The sequence below is a fragment of the Azospirillum mesophilum genome, assembly GCF_053470405.2.
Window position 1 is genome coordinate 93,138 of record NZ_JBPXMQ020000004.1, and the last position, 13,215, is coordinate 106,352.

Here is a 13,215-nt window from a genome sequence, read left to right on the forward strand (position 1 = left end):
GACGGCCGGCGCCCGGCGCGAAATATCGTGCACGAAGAAATGACGGGGGAGGGAAGCGCCCAATGCGCGATCCCGATTTGAAAACCGACGAAACGACGGACGGAGACCGCGCCCGCGCCGTCGAGGTGGGGCTGACGCGGGCGGGGCTGGGGCTGGCGCGCCGGCTCGGGGACGGGCTCGGCGGGCTGCTGTCCGACCGGCTGCTCCGCATCCTCGCCGGCCGACACCCGCGCGCCTTCGCGGCGCTGGCGGAACTGCCCGACGCCCGCCTGCTGATCGACCCGGTGGACGCGCCGGCCGCTCTCCTGCTCCGCGTCGGCCCGCAGTTGGCCTTGCGGGTCAGCGAGCGCGGCGTGCCGGCGGACGCCACGGTGCGCGGTCCCTGCGGGCGGCTGCTCGACCTGCTGGAAGGCCGCATCGACGGCGATGCCCTGTTCTTCCGCCGCGAACTGACGATCGAGGGCGACACCGCCCTGATCCTGGCCCTGCGCAACACGCTGGACGGGGAAGAGATGGACCTTTTCGCCGACGTCGCCACGGCGGCCGGGCCGTTGCGGCTCGCCCTGCCGCTGGCGCGGCGCAACGCCGGCCGGCTGCTCGGCCTGCTGGACACCGCGCACCGACTGGCGCCGCCGCCCGTGCGCTGGGGACTGTCGGCGCTGGGGCGCCGGGTCGCCGGACCGCGGCGGGAGGCATGAGTCGCATGGAACCGTTCGAACTGATCTGCCCGGCCGGCAATCCGGCCGCCCTGCGCGCCGCCGTTGACGCGGGCGCCGACGCGGTCTATCTGGGCTTCCGCGACGAGACCAACGCGCGCAACTTCCCCGGCCTGAACTTCTCGCGCGAGGATGTGGCGGAGGCCGTGGCCTACGCCCACGCGCGCAAAGTCCAGGTCTTCGTCGCCATCAACACCTACCCGCAGGCCGGCAACCTCGCCCCCTGGCAGCGCGCCGTGGACGACGCCGCAAGGCTGAAGGCGGACGCGGTCATCCTGGCCGACGTCGGGCTGCTCGACTACGCGGCGCGCAAGCATCCGGACCTCCGGCTGCATCTGTCCGTGCAGGCGTCGGCCGCCAACGTCGAGGCGATCCGGCTCTACCGAGACGCCTTCGGCGTGCGCCGCGTGGTGCTGCCGCGCGTGCTGACCGTGCCGGAGATCGCGCGTCTCAACGCCGAGATCGACATCGAGACGGAGGTCTTCGTCTTCGGCGGCCTCTGCCCGATGGCGGAGGGGCGCTGCTCCCTCTCCTCCTACGCGACGGGGCTGTCGCCCAACAAGCAGGGCGTCTGCTCCCCCGCCAGCCATGTGCGGTACGAGCCGCGCGGCGGGGCGCTCGCCTCCCGGCTCGGCGGCTTCACCATCAACGTCTTTGGCGAAGGGGAGCAGGCCGGCTACCCGACGCTGTGCAAGGGCCGCTTCGTGCCCAGCAAGGACAACACCACCGGGAGCGCCACGGGGCCGGCCTACCTGTTCGAGGAGCCGACCAGCCTCAACGCCATGGAACTGCTGCCGGAATTGAAGACCGCCGGGGTGCGCGCCCTGAAGATCGAGGGGCGGCAGCGCGGCAAGGCCTACATCGCCACCGTCGTGGCGGCCTACCGGCAGGCGCTGGACGCCTTCGCGAAAGGCCAGGCGGTGCCGACGCTCGACCTGGACGCGATGGTCGAGGGCGGCAGCCAGACGACCGGCGCCTACAAGCGCGCCTGGCGCTGAGGAGGACGACGACCATGACGCCACGCCTGACTCTGGGCCCCGTGCTGTTCAACTGGCCGGCGGACCGCTGGCGCGACTTCTACTTCCGCATGGCCGACGAGGCGCCGGTGGACACCGTCATCGTCGGTGAGATCGTCTGCTTCAAGCGGGCGCCCTTCTTCGCCGCCGTGATGGACGACGTCATCGCCCGCCTCGCCGCGGCGGGGAAAGAGGTCTGGCTCGCCAGCCCGATTCTGGTGGGCAGCGAGCGGGAACGCGCGGCGATGCGCGATCTGGTCGGCTGCGACCTGCTGCCCGTCGAGGCGAACGACATGGGCGCCCTGGCCCTGCTGGAGGGGCGCCGTCACGCGGTCGGCCCCTTCATCAACAGCTACAACGAGTCCACGCTCGCCTGGCTGGCCGGACGCGGGGCCGTGTCGGTGTCGCTGCCCGCCGAGCTTCCGGCCGAGTCCGTCGCCGTGCTGGCAAAGACGGGTGCCGAGCTGGGGCTGTCCGTAGAGGTGCAGGTGTTCGGCCGCGCGCCGCTCGCCATCTCCGCCCGCTGCTACCACGCGCGCGCCCATGGGCTGCACAAGGACGGCTGCCAGTTCGTCTGCGGCAACGACGCGGACGGCATGCCGGTGGCGACCATGGACGGGCAGCCTTTCCTGACGGTCAACGGCACGCAGACGATGTCGCACGGCTATCTCTGCCTCGCGGCCGAGATGGAGCGGCTGAAAGCGATGGGCGTCGACCGCTTCCGCCTGTCGCCCCAGGACATGGACATGGTCGCCGTCGCCGCCGCCTTCCGGGCGGTGCTGGACGGCGACCGCGACGGCGGGGAGGTCGCGGCGGAACTGAGCCGCCTGGCCCCCGTGCCGCTGGAAAACGGCTTCTTCCACAACATGGCGGGCGCCACCCCGGTCGCCGGGCTGGGTACGGGCGCGTGACGCTCCCGTCCCCCGCCATTTGAAGTCCGCCGGCCCGCCCCTTGGTCCATCCCTTCGGGTCCAGGGGCGGCCGTCCGACGCGCGTGTTTGTTCAAACCGTCTAGTGAGGAAAGCAGAATGAAGCGTACGTTTGCCGCGCTGGCCGTTGGCCTCTTCGTGAGCCTTCCCGGCATCGCCTCGGCGCAGGACGCCGACGCGGGCGAGAAGGTCTTCAACCAGTGCAAGGCCTGCCACACGATCGAGGCCGGCGGCCCGAACCGCGTCGGCCCGAACCTGCACGGCATCGTCGGCCGCAAGGCGGGCTCGCACGAGGGCTTCAACTACTCCGACGCCATCAAGAACGCCGGCACCTGGGACGAGGCCAGCCTCGACAAGTACCTGACCGACCCGAAGGCCGCCGCTCCCGGCAACAAGATGGCCTTCGCCGGCGTGAAGAACGAGCAGGCCCGCAAGGACCTCATCGCCTTCCTGAAGAAAAACAGCTAAGCGAGTAGCCATTTTTTCGAGTTCTTGACTCTGGTCAAGGATCGTTGAGCGTCCAGCCGCGAGATTTCCCCCCGCAATCCTTACCAGATTGCGTCATCACATGATGATGATATCTCCCGGTTATTGCCTCGACCGCCCATCGGCAACCAGCCGGTGGGCGTCTTTTTTTGGCACCGTACCGCCGGTGAGCAGCACCCGCCCGAAGGCGATCAGGAACAGCAGGACGGCGCCGGCCCAGGCGGACCCCGCCCCGGCCAGCAGCGCCGCCCGCCCCTCCCCCGCCCCGTCGGCCAGGACGCGCGCCACCACGGCCACGATCGTGACGCCATAGCAGGCCGTCACCACCGCCGAATGGGAAAAGGCCCGGCCGGCGTGCTTGCGGATCATGCTCGACATCACCGCAAGGCACATCAGCCCGATCGCCCCGACCGTCCAGACATGGACCGCCGCTTTCAATTCCGCCGCCAGCGCGGCAAAGCCCAGCGGGATCCCGGCGTAGGCGACGTGGACGACCAGCACGGACGGCCGGTCGGCCGCCCGCCAGCCCCGCCATTGGATCAGCCGGACCGCCTGGGTCAGCGCGGCCAGCAGGCTTGCCCCGGCGGTGAAGACCGACGCGGGCGTTGCGACCCAGCCGGCGAGCGCGCCGACGGCAAGTGCCGCCGCCGTTCCCTCAAACAGGGGGCATTCCTTGAACAGCGCCCGCTTATCGGGCAGCCCGAGATGGGATGCGGTGAGGCTCGGCGCGACACGGCCGCCCAGCACCATGACCAGCCCGAGCAGGGCCGCCAGCGCCAGCCGCCCGGACGCGCCGTCCAGAACAGCGCCGCCGCCGCTCCCCAAGTCCCAGAAAGCCGCGCCGGCCAACAGGGCGGTGAGCGCCGCGACGATCCCGTTGCGCCGGTCCCGGCACAGCAGGACCTGCCCCGTCACCAGCGCGGCGAGCCCGGCCAGAAACGGCGCGTGGGCCGCGGGCATCCACGGGGACGCCGCCCGCCCAACGAGCCAGAGCGGCACGAGAAGCCTCCAGCCCCCCGGACAGGCCAACGGCCGCCCGCTCCAGCGCGGCAGCGCGGTCCGCAGGAACCCGGCGATCACCGCCGGAAGCGTGCCGAACAGCAGCGCCCGCCCATGCCATAAGGGGAAGCCTCCCGTGTCCCAGCCGAGCACGGTCGGCACCCAGGGGCCGACCGCCAGGAGGGCGTCCAGCGACGCCAAGAGGAAGAAGGCACGGAACGGCACGTATACGACAACCCGCTGCTTGCGGCGCGCAACCTCCCACGCCCCGGCGCATGGCCGGTTGACTGCCGTCAAGCGAGAATCTCGTCCAACTCCATTGATCGAGAGCAACCCAATGGTGGTGGAAAGCCCCTCTCCCTTGAGGGGAGAGGGGTTGGGGTGAGGGTGGCTACGGGCGGCAGCCCGGAAAAAACCCCCCTCGCCCCGTTTTATAGCCCCTGGTGGGGCTCCCCCTCATCCCAACCCTTCTCCCCCGGAGGGGAGAATGGCTATTTACGATGCCTCGCCAAAGACTTACACAACTGTTCGACATCGACAGCGCAGTGTCACCGCCACTGCGCCGTAGCCGCCGTCAGGGCACTCAGCAGGACGACGTAGAGCGCGAGGTCGAACAGCGGCGGGTGCCAGACCCAGCCGTAGAAGCCCACCGCCCGCAGGCTGCGGCGCAGCACGCCGGAAAGGACCCAGGCTGCGATTGCCAGGATCAGCAGCGGGGGGATGAACAGTCCGTAGACGTCGATTTCGCCGATCATGCGGTCACCGGTTCAGCAACAGCCGGCGCCAGGGGCGCCGTTTGGGGGAAGAGGCTGCGGCGCAGGCCCGCCAGCGCGATCACGGCGCGGTCGCGCTCGGGCGAGCGCGGCTCGGCGACGAGGCCGGACAGGGCGGCGTCCAGCATGGGCAGGACCTCCGCCGGCGGCGGGGCCAGGCGCTTGGCGGACAGGTCGCGGAAATGCTGCCCCACCGCGCCGAGCAGGCGCGCGACATGCGGGGCCGCCGCACCGCCGATGGCCCGGCGGGCGCGTTGAAGCTCCGCGACGTTCAGGCCGATGCGCAGGTCGTTCACCGCGTCGGCGGCGGCAAGGTCGCGCTGCTGCGCCCCGGCGAGCGCAAGGCGCGAGGACAGCAGGCCGACACGGTCGAGCATGCGGTTCTCGAAACTGCCCACCGGTATGCCGGAGCGCGCGGCGGTCAGCGCCGCGATCTCCCGCCAGCCGGCGTGGAGCAGGCGCCGGGCGCTCCACGCCGCGCCGACGGAGCGGCAGAGCTGCGTCACCAGCATCGCCGTGGCGATGCCCGCCACCTGCCCGACATTGCTGTTCAGGAAGGAGGCGAAGTCCGCCGTGCCGGTGTCGATCAGGCTGAGCGCCCCCGCCACGCCCATCAGCAGCGCCATGGCCTTGCCCATCGTCGCCGGCCGCGCCACGAAAACGCCCAGCAGCAGGAAGGTGGGGGCGAGGCCCAGCACCAGCATCGGAAAGCTGTCGAAGGACGGCAGCACGACCAGCAGGTAGACGGCCGCGATCGGCACCGACAGGACGGTGAAGTCCAGGAAGATCCGGATGCCCGGCACCGGGTCGTCGAGCGAGGCGAAGAAGCAGACGAAGACCGCCGTCATCATCGCCGCCGCCGATCCCGACGACCAGCCGGTGGCGATCCAGAAGGCGCAGACCGCCGCGATGCCCAGCACCGCCGCGGCCCCCGACCACAGGGCCATGCCGTGGTCCAGGTGGAACACCCCGCGCGCGCGGCTGCGGGTCAGCGGATCCAGATGCTCCGGCAGGGTGGCGTCGCCGTTGCGGATGTGCGCGCGCAGTTCCCGGCAGTCCTGATGGATGTCCACCAGCGTGCGCAGGCGTGTCAGCAGGTTGAGCAGTGTGGCGTCGCGCCAGGTCGCCCCCGCCTCCACGGCCGGCATCAGCCGGTCGAGCGCCGCGCGCAGGGCACCGGCCCCACCGGATGAAGCGTCGTCGGCGACCCAGCGCTTTACCGTCTCCAGAACGGCCGCGACCTCCGCCGGCAACTCGCCGCCCTCGGCGCGCAATGCGTTCAGCCGGTCCTCCACGGCTGCCAGCACCGGCAGCAGGTAGGCCATGCGGTCCTGGAGCGCGCGCACCGCCCGCGTCATCCAGCGCACATCGGAGGTGTCGTAGGGCAGATGCGTGGACATCACGCGCAGTTCGGTGATGTCGCGGGCGAGCTTCTGTCGGTCCCCGGCGCTCGCGCCGTTGCCGTCAAGCGCGTCGAGCGTCCAACGCTCCGCATCGCGCAGCGTGGCGTCCAGCCGGCCGAGCAGGACCGGGCCGACGCTCTGCGGGAAGACGACGCTGTGCACCAGGGTCGCGCAGCCGATGCCCAGCAGGATCTCCTCCACGCGGGCAAGCCCGGTGTCGAAGATGGTGCCGGGGTCGGTCACGGCCGGGAAGCCGATCAGGCCGATGGTGTAGCCGGCCAGCATGAACACGTAGCTCGACGGCGTGCGGTCCAGCAGAGAGATGTACAGGCACACCCCCACCCAGAGGCCGAGCGCCAGCGTCAGCAGCTCCGGCGCATCGGACAGGGTCGGCACCAGCGCGATGGCGCCGGCCGAGCCCAGCGCGGTGCCCAGCACCCGGAACAGCGCCTTCGACCGCACCGCGCCCGACAGCGGGCCGGACACGACGTAGGCGGTGGTCATCGCCCAGAAGGGCCGCGGCAGTCCCATGCCGAACGCCACGTAGAGCGCCATCATGGAGGCCGCGAAGGATTTCAGGGAGAACAGCGCCTCCCCCCAGGTCGGCAGAATTTTCGGAAACGTCATGGAACTGCTTTGCCAGCGCCGAAGAGTTGTTGGATTTGGCGCGAGGCCGTTCTCCTACGTAGGGCTACGGGATGCACACTATTCGCTTCTGCAGCAAATGATTGATGTGCTTCTTTCTTCTTCGTCATCCCCGCGAAGGCGGGGATCCAGACGCCCGTCTGGGCGTCATATGAGCCATCTTTGACTCATGTCGCCGCTGATCGCGGCTCATGCTGGATTCCCGCCTTCGCGGGAATGACAAAAAACATGCGCGCCAATGAGATACCGCACACGCGAGGTCTCGATGGACGGAGCGAACAGAGCGGTCATAGCCCGGCCACGGACTTGGCCCGATCCTTTACGGCTTCATCCTTCACGACTTCGACGGTGACGGTGCGGCCGGCGACGAGGTCGCGGGGGTCGGGCACGTCCTCCAGCGCGACGCGCACGGGGATGCGCTGGGCCAGCCGCACCCAGTTGAAGGTCGGGTTCACGTTGGGCAGAAGGCCCGTGCCCTCCGTCCGGTCGCGATCCACGATGGCGCGGGTGACGCTGTCCACATGGCCGCGCAGCCGGCTCCCCACCCCCATGATGGTGACCGCGACCGGATCGCCGGCGTGGATGCGGGGCAGCTTCGTCTCTTCGAAATAGCCCATGACGTAGAAGGAGGCGCGGTCGATCACCGCGATCACCGGCTGGCCGGCGGTGACGTAGTTGCCTTCCTTCAGCTGCAGGTTGGTGACGAAACCGTCCACCGTCGCCTTGACCTCCGTCCGCTCCAGGTTGAAGCGCGCGAGGTCGAGGGCGGCTTCGGCCTGCCGGGCCGCCGCGGCGGCCTTCGCCATGGCCGACGCGACCTCCTGCTTCTGGGCGGTGGAGACGACGTTGGTGCCCAGCTGCTCGTACCGGCTGGCCTCCGCCCTGCGGTAGTTCAGCTCGGCGCGGGCGCTTTGCAGGTTGGCCTCCGCCTGCTCGACGGCCAGCTTGTAGCGGCCGGGGTCGACGACGAACAGCACGTCGCCCTTCCGGACCGGCTGGTTGTCGCCGACCTTCACGGCGGTCACCAGCCCGGCGACGTCGGGCGACACCTGGACGATGTCGGCGCGCACGCGGCCGTCCCGCGTCCAGGGCTGGTTCATGTAGTAGTCCCACAGCCACCAGCCGGCGCCCAGCGCCGCGACCGTCACCACCAGCGTGACCGCGAAACGGGTCAGACAAGAAAGGAATCGCACGATTTTCGTCCGGTCACGGCCGCATGTTCTTGGCGTTGGTCTCGATGATCGACATCACGCGGAAGCAGGCGTCGATGTCCTCCGGCGAGGCGCCTTCCAGGAAGCGCCGGCGCACACCGTTCAGCGCCGCGTTCACCCGCACCAGAAGCGCGCGGCCCTCGTCGGTCAGGTGCAGGGTCTTCGCCCGCCGGTCGTCCGGATCCTCGCGGCGCTCGACCAGCCGGGAGGATTCCAGGCAGTCCAGAAGCCGCACCAGCGACGGCCCCTCCACCCCCATCTCCTCCGCCAGATCGCGCTGGCGCATGCCGTCGCCAAGCTCGCTCAACAGCATCAGCGGAGAGATGACCGAGGAGGAAAAGCCGCAGTCGGCCAGCACCTTGTTCGCCTCGCGGCGCCACAGGTGCGCGGCGCGGAACAGGTGGATGCCGAAGCTGGGCGGGAAGCCCAACGGCTCCCCGTCCAGTGGCTTTCCGTCCAGTGGCTCCCCACGCAGGGGATCGGCGGGCAAAGGCACAACGGGCGTTGGTGAATTCGATGTCATGCCTATTTAATAGTTTTGCTATCGATTTCCGTCCAGTGGTCAGGGCGGTTCCCGGGATCAACGCAGGCATGCGCGCAGGCGGGGTCCGGCCGACGCTTGTCACACAAAGCTGCGTTGACGGTGCCGCCGGAGCGCCGATATGTGGCGTGGGGCCACGGGAGCAGCGGATGTTCAGCGGGACCTACGATGCCGGCACCACCTCGTCCCTGCTGGATGCGCTTCTGCGGGCGCTGGAAACCTTGCCCGGCATCGACGAGGCGCCCTGGGACCTGGACTGCCTCCGCGTCGCCCTGCGCATCGCCCGCGCGACCGGGGCGGCGGGCGACCTGACGCGGGCGGACCTGGCGTTCAGCGCCCTCAGCCCGGACAACCGCGCCCTTCTCCTGCGCCACATCTCCCGGCTTGCCCAGAAGCGCGCCTCGCAAAGCACGGAGCCCCCGTCGCCAGTGCCGGTGCCGGTGCCGGCGCAAGGGGATGAGGTCCGCTCCGGCCCCATCTCCAGCATCATCGCCGCGCTCCTGGGCCGTCCGCCCCCCGGCAGCGGCGTGGTCGCCTCAGGCCGCCTCAAGCGCGACATGGTCGGAAGCCGCTGACGGGCGCTTTGGTTTTCCGGGATGTTTCGCCATATGCTGGGGATGATGCCGCCCATCCTCCTTCCGCCCCGTCGATGATCCCCTCCCTTTCCGCTCCCCCGGACCGTGAACTCGTCGTCGGCGCCGTGGAGCGGGTGACCTTCCACAACGCCGAGACCGGCTTCTGCGTGCTCCGCGTCAAGGTGCGCGGGCGGCGCGACCCGCTGACCGTGGTCGGGCGGGCGGCGGCCATCGCTCCGGGCGAGACGGTCCAGGCCACCGGGCAGTGGGTGAACGACCGCACGCACGGCCCGCAGTTCCAGGCCGACCATCTCCGGTCCGCCCCGCCCGTTTCGGCCGACGGCATCGAGAAGTACCTTGCCTCCGGCCTGATGCGCGGCATCGGCCCCGTCTACGCCCGCAAGCTCATCCAGGCCTTCGGCGAGCACGTGCTGGAGGTCATCGAGAGCGAGCCGGAGCGTCTGCGCACCGTGCCCGGCATCGGGCCGGGGCGGGCCGCGCAGATCGTCGAGGGCTGGCGGGAGCAGCGCGCCATCCGCGACATCATGGTGTTCCTGCACGACCACGGCGTCGGCACGGCCAGGGCGGTGCGCATCTACCGGCTCTACGGCGCGGACGCCGTCCGCTTGATCACGGAGAACCCCTACCGCCTCGCCAAGGACGTGCGGGGCATCGGCTTCGCGACCGCCGACGAGATCGCGCGGAAGTTCGGCATCGCGCCCGATTCCCCGCTCCGCGTCCGCGCCGGGCTCACCCACGCGCTGACCGAAGCCATGGGCGAGGGGCATTGCGGCCTGCCGCGCGCCGCCCTGGTGGAGGCGGTGCGCGACCTGCTCACCGTCGACGCGGCCCTGGTGGAAACCGCCATCGAGCAGGAGGTGGCGGACCGCACGCTGGTCGCGGACACGCTGGCGGAGGAGCCGGCCCTGTTCCTCGGCTGGCTGTTCCACGCCGAGCGCAACATCGCCGAGCGGCTGTCCGCTCTGGCGCGCGGCCGTCCGCCCTGGGACGCCATCGACGCCGACAAGGCCATCCCCTGGGTGGAGGAGAAGGCGGGCCTGACGCTGGCGCCCAGCCAGGAGGCGGCGTTGCGGCGCGCGCTCGACGCCAAGGTGCTGGTCATCACCGGCGGCCCCGGCGTGGGCAAGACGACGCTGGTCAACGGCATCCTGAAGATCCTCGCGGCCAAGGGCGTGCGCCTGCGCCTCGCCGCCCCCACCGGGCGCGCCGCCAAGCGCATGACCGAAGCGACCGGCGTGGAGGCCAAAACGCTGCACCGCCTGCTGGAAATCGACCCGCGCGGCGGCGGCTTCAAGCGAGACGAGGAGAACCCGCTGGACGGCGACCTGCTGGTGGTGGACGAAACCAGCATGGTCGACGTGCCGCTGATGTACGCCCTGCTGCGGGCGGTGCCCCCAAACATGGGGCTGCTGCTGGTGGGCGACGTGGACCAGCTGCCCAGCGTCGGGCCGGGGCGGGTGCTGGGCGACCTGATCGACGGCGCTCTGGTGCCTACGGTGCGCCTGACCGAGGTCTTCCGGCAGGCGGCGACCAGCCGGATCATCGTCAACGCCCACCGCATCAACGCCGGGCAGCTGCCGGAGGTGCCGCGCAAGGGCGAGGCGAGCGACTTCTTCTGGGTGGACGCCCCCACGCCGGAGGAGGCGACCCGCCACATCGTCCATCTCGTCGCCCGCCATCTGCCGCGAACGCGGGGCTGCGACCCGATGCGCGACATCCAGGTGCTCTGCCCGATGAACGTCGGGCCGGCGGGCGCCCGCGCCCTGAACGCCGCCCTGCAACAAGCCCTGAACCCGCCCACGGCGCAGCGCGTGGAGCGCTTCGGCGCGGCCTTCGGGGTGGGCGACAAGGTGATGCAGGTGGTCAACAACTACGACAAGGACACCTTCAACGGCGACATCGGCCGGATCGAGAGCCTGGACACCGAAGCGGGCGAGCTGGCGATCCGCTTCGACGAGCGGCTGGTCCCCTACCGCTTCGACGAGCTGGACGAGATCGTGCTGGCCTACGCCACCACCATCCACAAGAGCCAGGGATCGGAATACCCGATGGTCATCATCCCGCTGCTTCTGCAACACCAGATCATGCTGCACCGGAACCTGCTCTACACCGGCGTCACGCGCGGCAAGCGCCTCGTCGTTTTGGTCGGCGACAAGCGGGCCTGCGCCATGGCCGTGTGGGGCACGCGGACGACGCCCCGCCACACCAAACTGACCGAATGGGCACGGGTCTACGATGCCCGGCTCCCGTCCTGAACCTCCGCCCCGAACAGCCGGACAGGCCGACCGAATGACCGGAGATCGCTCGGAACGCTTGCGGTTCGACCTGACGTGGCTGAAGGACGCCGCGCGGACGGTGTTCGACGCCCTCGCCCACCAGCCTTGGCTGGCACCGGGCGAGACGCGCGACGGCATCGAACGGCGCAGCGTCCGCCTCGCCTCGCCGCTCTCGGCCGAGATCAGCTATCTCACGGCGGGCGACCCGTCCGGACGCCGCGTGCTGTTGGTCCATGGCAGCCCGAGCCAGGCGGAGGACTGGCTGCCCTGGCTGCGCTCCGTCCCGGCCGGGCAGCACTGGCTGGCCGTCGACCGACCCGGCTTCGGGTGCAGCGGCCCGCAGGACACCCCGACCGACCTGGGCGTGCAGGCGGCGGCGCTGCGCCCGCTGCTGCGGGACGGCGTGGACGGCAAGACGGTGCTGGTCGGCCGTTCCATGGGGGCGCCGGTCGCCGTCCGCGCGGCGCTGGACTTTCCCGATCTCGTCGGCGGGGTGCTGCTGATCGGCGGCGCGCTGTCGGCGGAGCTGGAGCGCGTCCACTGGCTCCAGCGCGTTGCGGCCCGGCCGGCGGTGGCCCGGCTGCTGCCGCGCGTCCTGCGCAACTCCAACAGCGAGCTGATCGCGCTCAAGGCGCAGCTGGCCGACCTCGCCCCCCGCCTGGAATCGCTGCGGGCCGCCGTGACGGTCGTGCACGGGACGGCCGATCCGCTGGTGCCCTACGCCACCGTGGACTTTCTGGAACGGACCCTGACGGGAAGCGTCAAGCTGACCGTGGTCAGGGTCGCGGACGGGGATCATTTCCTGGCGGCGGACCACCATGAGGCGGTGGTCCGCCGAGCCCTTCAGTCCCTCGTCGCGGAGCTGGAGCGGACCGGGACGTAACGCCCGCCTTCTCAGCGCGACACGAACCAGAACGGAGACACGGCCGCAGCGCTCACCCCGGACAGGGTCACGCTATCCCCCGGCATCAGCGTCAGCACGGCGTTTCCAAGGGCGTCGGCATTGACGACCGGCGCGACGCCAATCGGCAGGCCGATGCGATCCCCCTCGGCGGGGTTGAAGTCGGTGACCAAGTCGTTCCCGTCGCCGGGCGCGAACAGGAACAGGTCGGCGCCAAAGCCGCCCGTCAGGACATCGTCGCCGCGTCCACCCACGAGCGTGTCGTCGCCGCCGTCCCCGATCAGCACGTCGTTGCCGTCAAGCCCCTGCAATGCATCGGACAAAGGCCCGCCGAGAAGGGTGTCGTTGCCGAGTCCGCCCACAAGCGACAGGCCGGTTACCGGTCCGCCGAAGGGCGGTGAAACGCTCGTCGACGGGAGGACCGGGACCGTGGTGATGGGCGTTGATGCCGGCTGCGTGATGATTGGCGCGGGCGTGGTCAGGCTGGTGGCGATCGGCGTGGTTGGACCGGGGATGAGGGGCGGCACGGGATCGGTGGTGAACGGCGGCACCGGGCTGGTCGTCATGGGCGGGACCGGGCCGGTAGTCATTGGATTCGTGGTCAGGGGGCTCGTGGTCAGGGGGCTCCCAATCAAGGAGATGGGTTGCCCAACGACGACAGTCCCGGAGAATCCGGACATCGCCGTGCCGGTTGTGCCAAAAGTCGGCTGCGTGTTCACAAAG

Annotated in this window: 13 protein-coding genes; 7 read left to right on the plus strand and 6 right to left on the minus strand. The window is 70.6% G+C overall.

The annotated features are described in order from the left end of the window. The first annotated feature begins 62 nt into the window (after window positions 1-62). The 4 genes from ubiT to ACSVC7_RS06415 all read left to right on the plus strand — a co-directional run bounded on the left by ubiT (window position 63) and on the right by ACSVC7_RS06415 (window position 3,129). Entirely contained in the window at window positions 63-698 is a 636-nt protein-coding gene (gene ubiT / locus ACSVC7_RS06400; RefSeq protein ID WP_448203818.1) for a ubiquinone anaerobic biosynthesis accessory factor UbiT, read from the plus strand. 5 nt (window positions 699-703) lie between these two features. Then, window positions 704-1,714, plus strand: coding sequence for a ubiquinone anaerobic biosynthesis protein UbiU (gene ubiU, locus ACSVC7_RS06405; RefSeq protein WP_448203819.1), 1,011 nt, complete (start codon window positions 704-706; stop codon window positions 1,712-1,714). A 14-nt stretch (window positions 1,715-1,728) separates the two neighbouring features. Further along, window positions 1,729-2,643, plus strand: coding sequence for a ubiquinone anaerobic biosynthesis protein UbiV (gene ubiV / locus ACSVC7_RS06410; protein ID WP_448203820.1), 915 nt, complete (start codon window positions 1,729-1,731; stop codon window positions 2,641-2,643). Between the two features lie 117 nt (window positions 2,644-2,760). Continuing rightward, on the plus strand, window positions 2,761-3,129 hold the full coding sequence (locus tag ACSVC7_RS06415; RefSeq protein ID WP_448203821.1) for a c-type cytochrome: 369 nt from the start codon (window positions 2,761-2,763) through the stop codon (window positions 3,127-3,129). 120 nt (window positions 3,130-3,249) lie between these two features. Here the strand turns inward: ACSVC7_RS06415 and ACSVC7_RS06420 are convergent, their stop codons facing one another. The 5 genes from ACSVC7_RS06420 to ACSVC7_RS06440 form a co-directional block, all read right to left on the minus strand. Continuing rightward, complete coding sequence (locus ACSVC7_RS06420; RefSeq protein ID WP_448203822.1) at window positions 3,250-4,371, minus strand: NnrS family protein; 1,122 nt, start codon at window positions 4,369-4,371, stop codon at window positions 3,250-3,252. Between the two features lie 323 nt (window positions 4,372-4,694). Beyond that, window positions 4,695-4,901, minus strand: a complete 207-nt coding sequence (locus ACSVC7_RS06425; protein WP_448203823.1) for a DUF1656 domain-containing protein — start codon at window positions 4,899-4,901, stop codon at window positions 4,695-4,697. Continuing rightward, window positions 4,898-6,949, minus strand: coding sequence for an FUSC family protein (locus ACSVC7_RS06430; protein ID WP_448203824.1), 2,052 nt, complete (start codon window positions 6,947-6,949; stop codon window positions 4,898-4,900). The genes ACSVC7_RS06425 and ACSVC7_RS06430 overlap by 4 nt, the downstream gene beginning before the upstream one ends. Before the next feature lie 305 nt (window positions 6,950-7,254). Continuing rightward, complete coding sequence (locus ACSVC7_RS06435) at window positions 7,255-8,160, minus strand: efflux RND transporter periplasmic adaptor subunit (protein WP_448203825.1); 906 nt, start codon at window positions 8,158-8,160, stop codon at window positions 7,255-7,257. A gap of 13 nt (window positions 8,161-8,173) precedes the next feature. Then, a complete protein-coding gene (locus tag ACSVC7_RS06440; protein ID WP_483508098.1) occupies window positions 8,174-8,668 on the minus strand; it encodes a MarR family winged helix-turn-helix transcriptional regulator in 495 nt (164 codons plus the stop codon). A gap of 200 nt (window positions 8,669-8,868) precedes the next feature. On the opposite strand from ACSVC7_RS06440, the gene ACSVC7_RS06445 reads away from it, so the two are divergent. From ACSVC7_RS06445 to ACSVC7_RS06455, 3 genes are all read left to right on the plus strand, one after another. Next, on the plus strand, window positions 8,869-9,294 hold the full coding sequence (locus tag ACSVC7_RS06445; protein WP_448203827.1) for a hypothetical protein: 426 nt from the start codon (window positions 8,869-8,871) through the stop codon (window positions 9,292-9,294). A gap of 74 nt (window positions 9,295-9,368) precedes the next feature. After that, window positions 9,369-11,570: an SF1B family DNA helicase RecD2 gene (gene recD2 / locus ACSVC7_RS06450; RefSeq protein WP_448203828.1), complete on the plus strand. Its 2,202-nt coding sequence runs from the start codon at window positions 9,369-9,371 to the stop codon at window positions 11,568-11,570. Window positions 11,571-11,604: 34 nt separating this feature from the next. Further along, window positions 11,605-12,474 carry an alpha/beta fold hydrolase gene (locus ACSVC7_RS06455; RefSeq protein ID WP_448203829.1) on the plus strand — a complete coding sequence of 290 codons (870 nt, stop codon included), beginning with the start codon at window positions 11,605-11,607 and terminating at the stop codon, window positions 12,472-12,474. A gap of 11 nt (window positions 12,475-12,485) precedes the next feature. Here ACSVC7_RS06455 and ACSVC7_RS06460 read toward each other — a convergent pair whose 3' ends face one another. Further along, window positions 12,486-13,058 (minus strand): calcium-binding protein, encoded by a 573-nt coding sequence (locus tag ACSVC7_RS06460; protein WP_448203830.1) that lies wholly within the window; start codon window positions 13,056-13,058, stop codon window positions 12,486-12,488. Window positions 13,059-13,215 lie beyond the last annotated feature (157 nt).

Bases quoted from the DNA above. Each gene is read 5' to 3' on its own strand.
- ubiT (WP_448203818.1), top strand. From the start codon at position 63: ATGCGCGATCCCGATTTGAAAACCGACGAAACGACGGACGGAGACCGC.
- ubiU (WP_448203819.1), top strand. From the start codon at position 704: ATGGAACCGTTCGAACTGATCTGCCCGGCCGGCAATCCGGCCGCCCTG.
- ubiV (WP_448203820.1), top strand. From the start codon at position 1,729: ATGACGCCACGCCTGACTCTGGGCCCCGTGCTGTTCAACTGGCCGGCG.
- ACSVC7_RS06415 (WP_448203821.1), top strand. From the start codon at position 2,761: ATGAAGCGTACGTTTGCCGCGCTGGCCGTTGGCCTCTTCGTGAGCCTT.
- ACSVC7_RS06425 (WP_448203823.1), bottom strand. From the start codon at position 4,901: ATGATCGGCGAAATCGACGTCTACGGACTGTTCATCCCCCCGCTGCTG.
- ACSVC7_RS06430 (WP_448203824.1), bottom strand. From the start codon at position 6,949: ATGACGTTTCCGAAAATTCTGCCGACCTGGGGGGAGGCGCTGTTCTCC.
- ACSVC7_RS06445 (WP_448203827.1), top strand. From the start codon at position 8,869: ATGTTCAGCGGGACCTACGATGCCGGCACCACCTCGTCCCTGCTGGAT.
- recD2 (WP_448203828.1), top strand. From the start codon at position 9,369: ATGATCCCCTCCCTTTCCGCTCCCCCGGACCGTGAACTCGTCGTCGGC.
- ACSVC7_RS06455 (WP_448203829.1), top strand. From the start codon at position 11,605: ATGACCGGAGATCGCTCGGAACGCTTGCGGTTCGACCTGACGTGGCTG.
- ACSVC7_RS06460 (WP_448203830.1), bottom strand. From the start codon at position 13,058: ATGACGACCAGCCCGGTGCCGCCGTTCACCACCGATCCCGTGCCGCCC.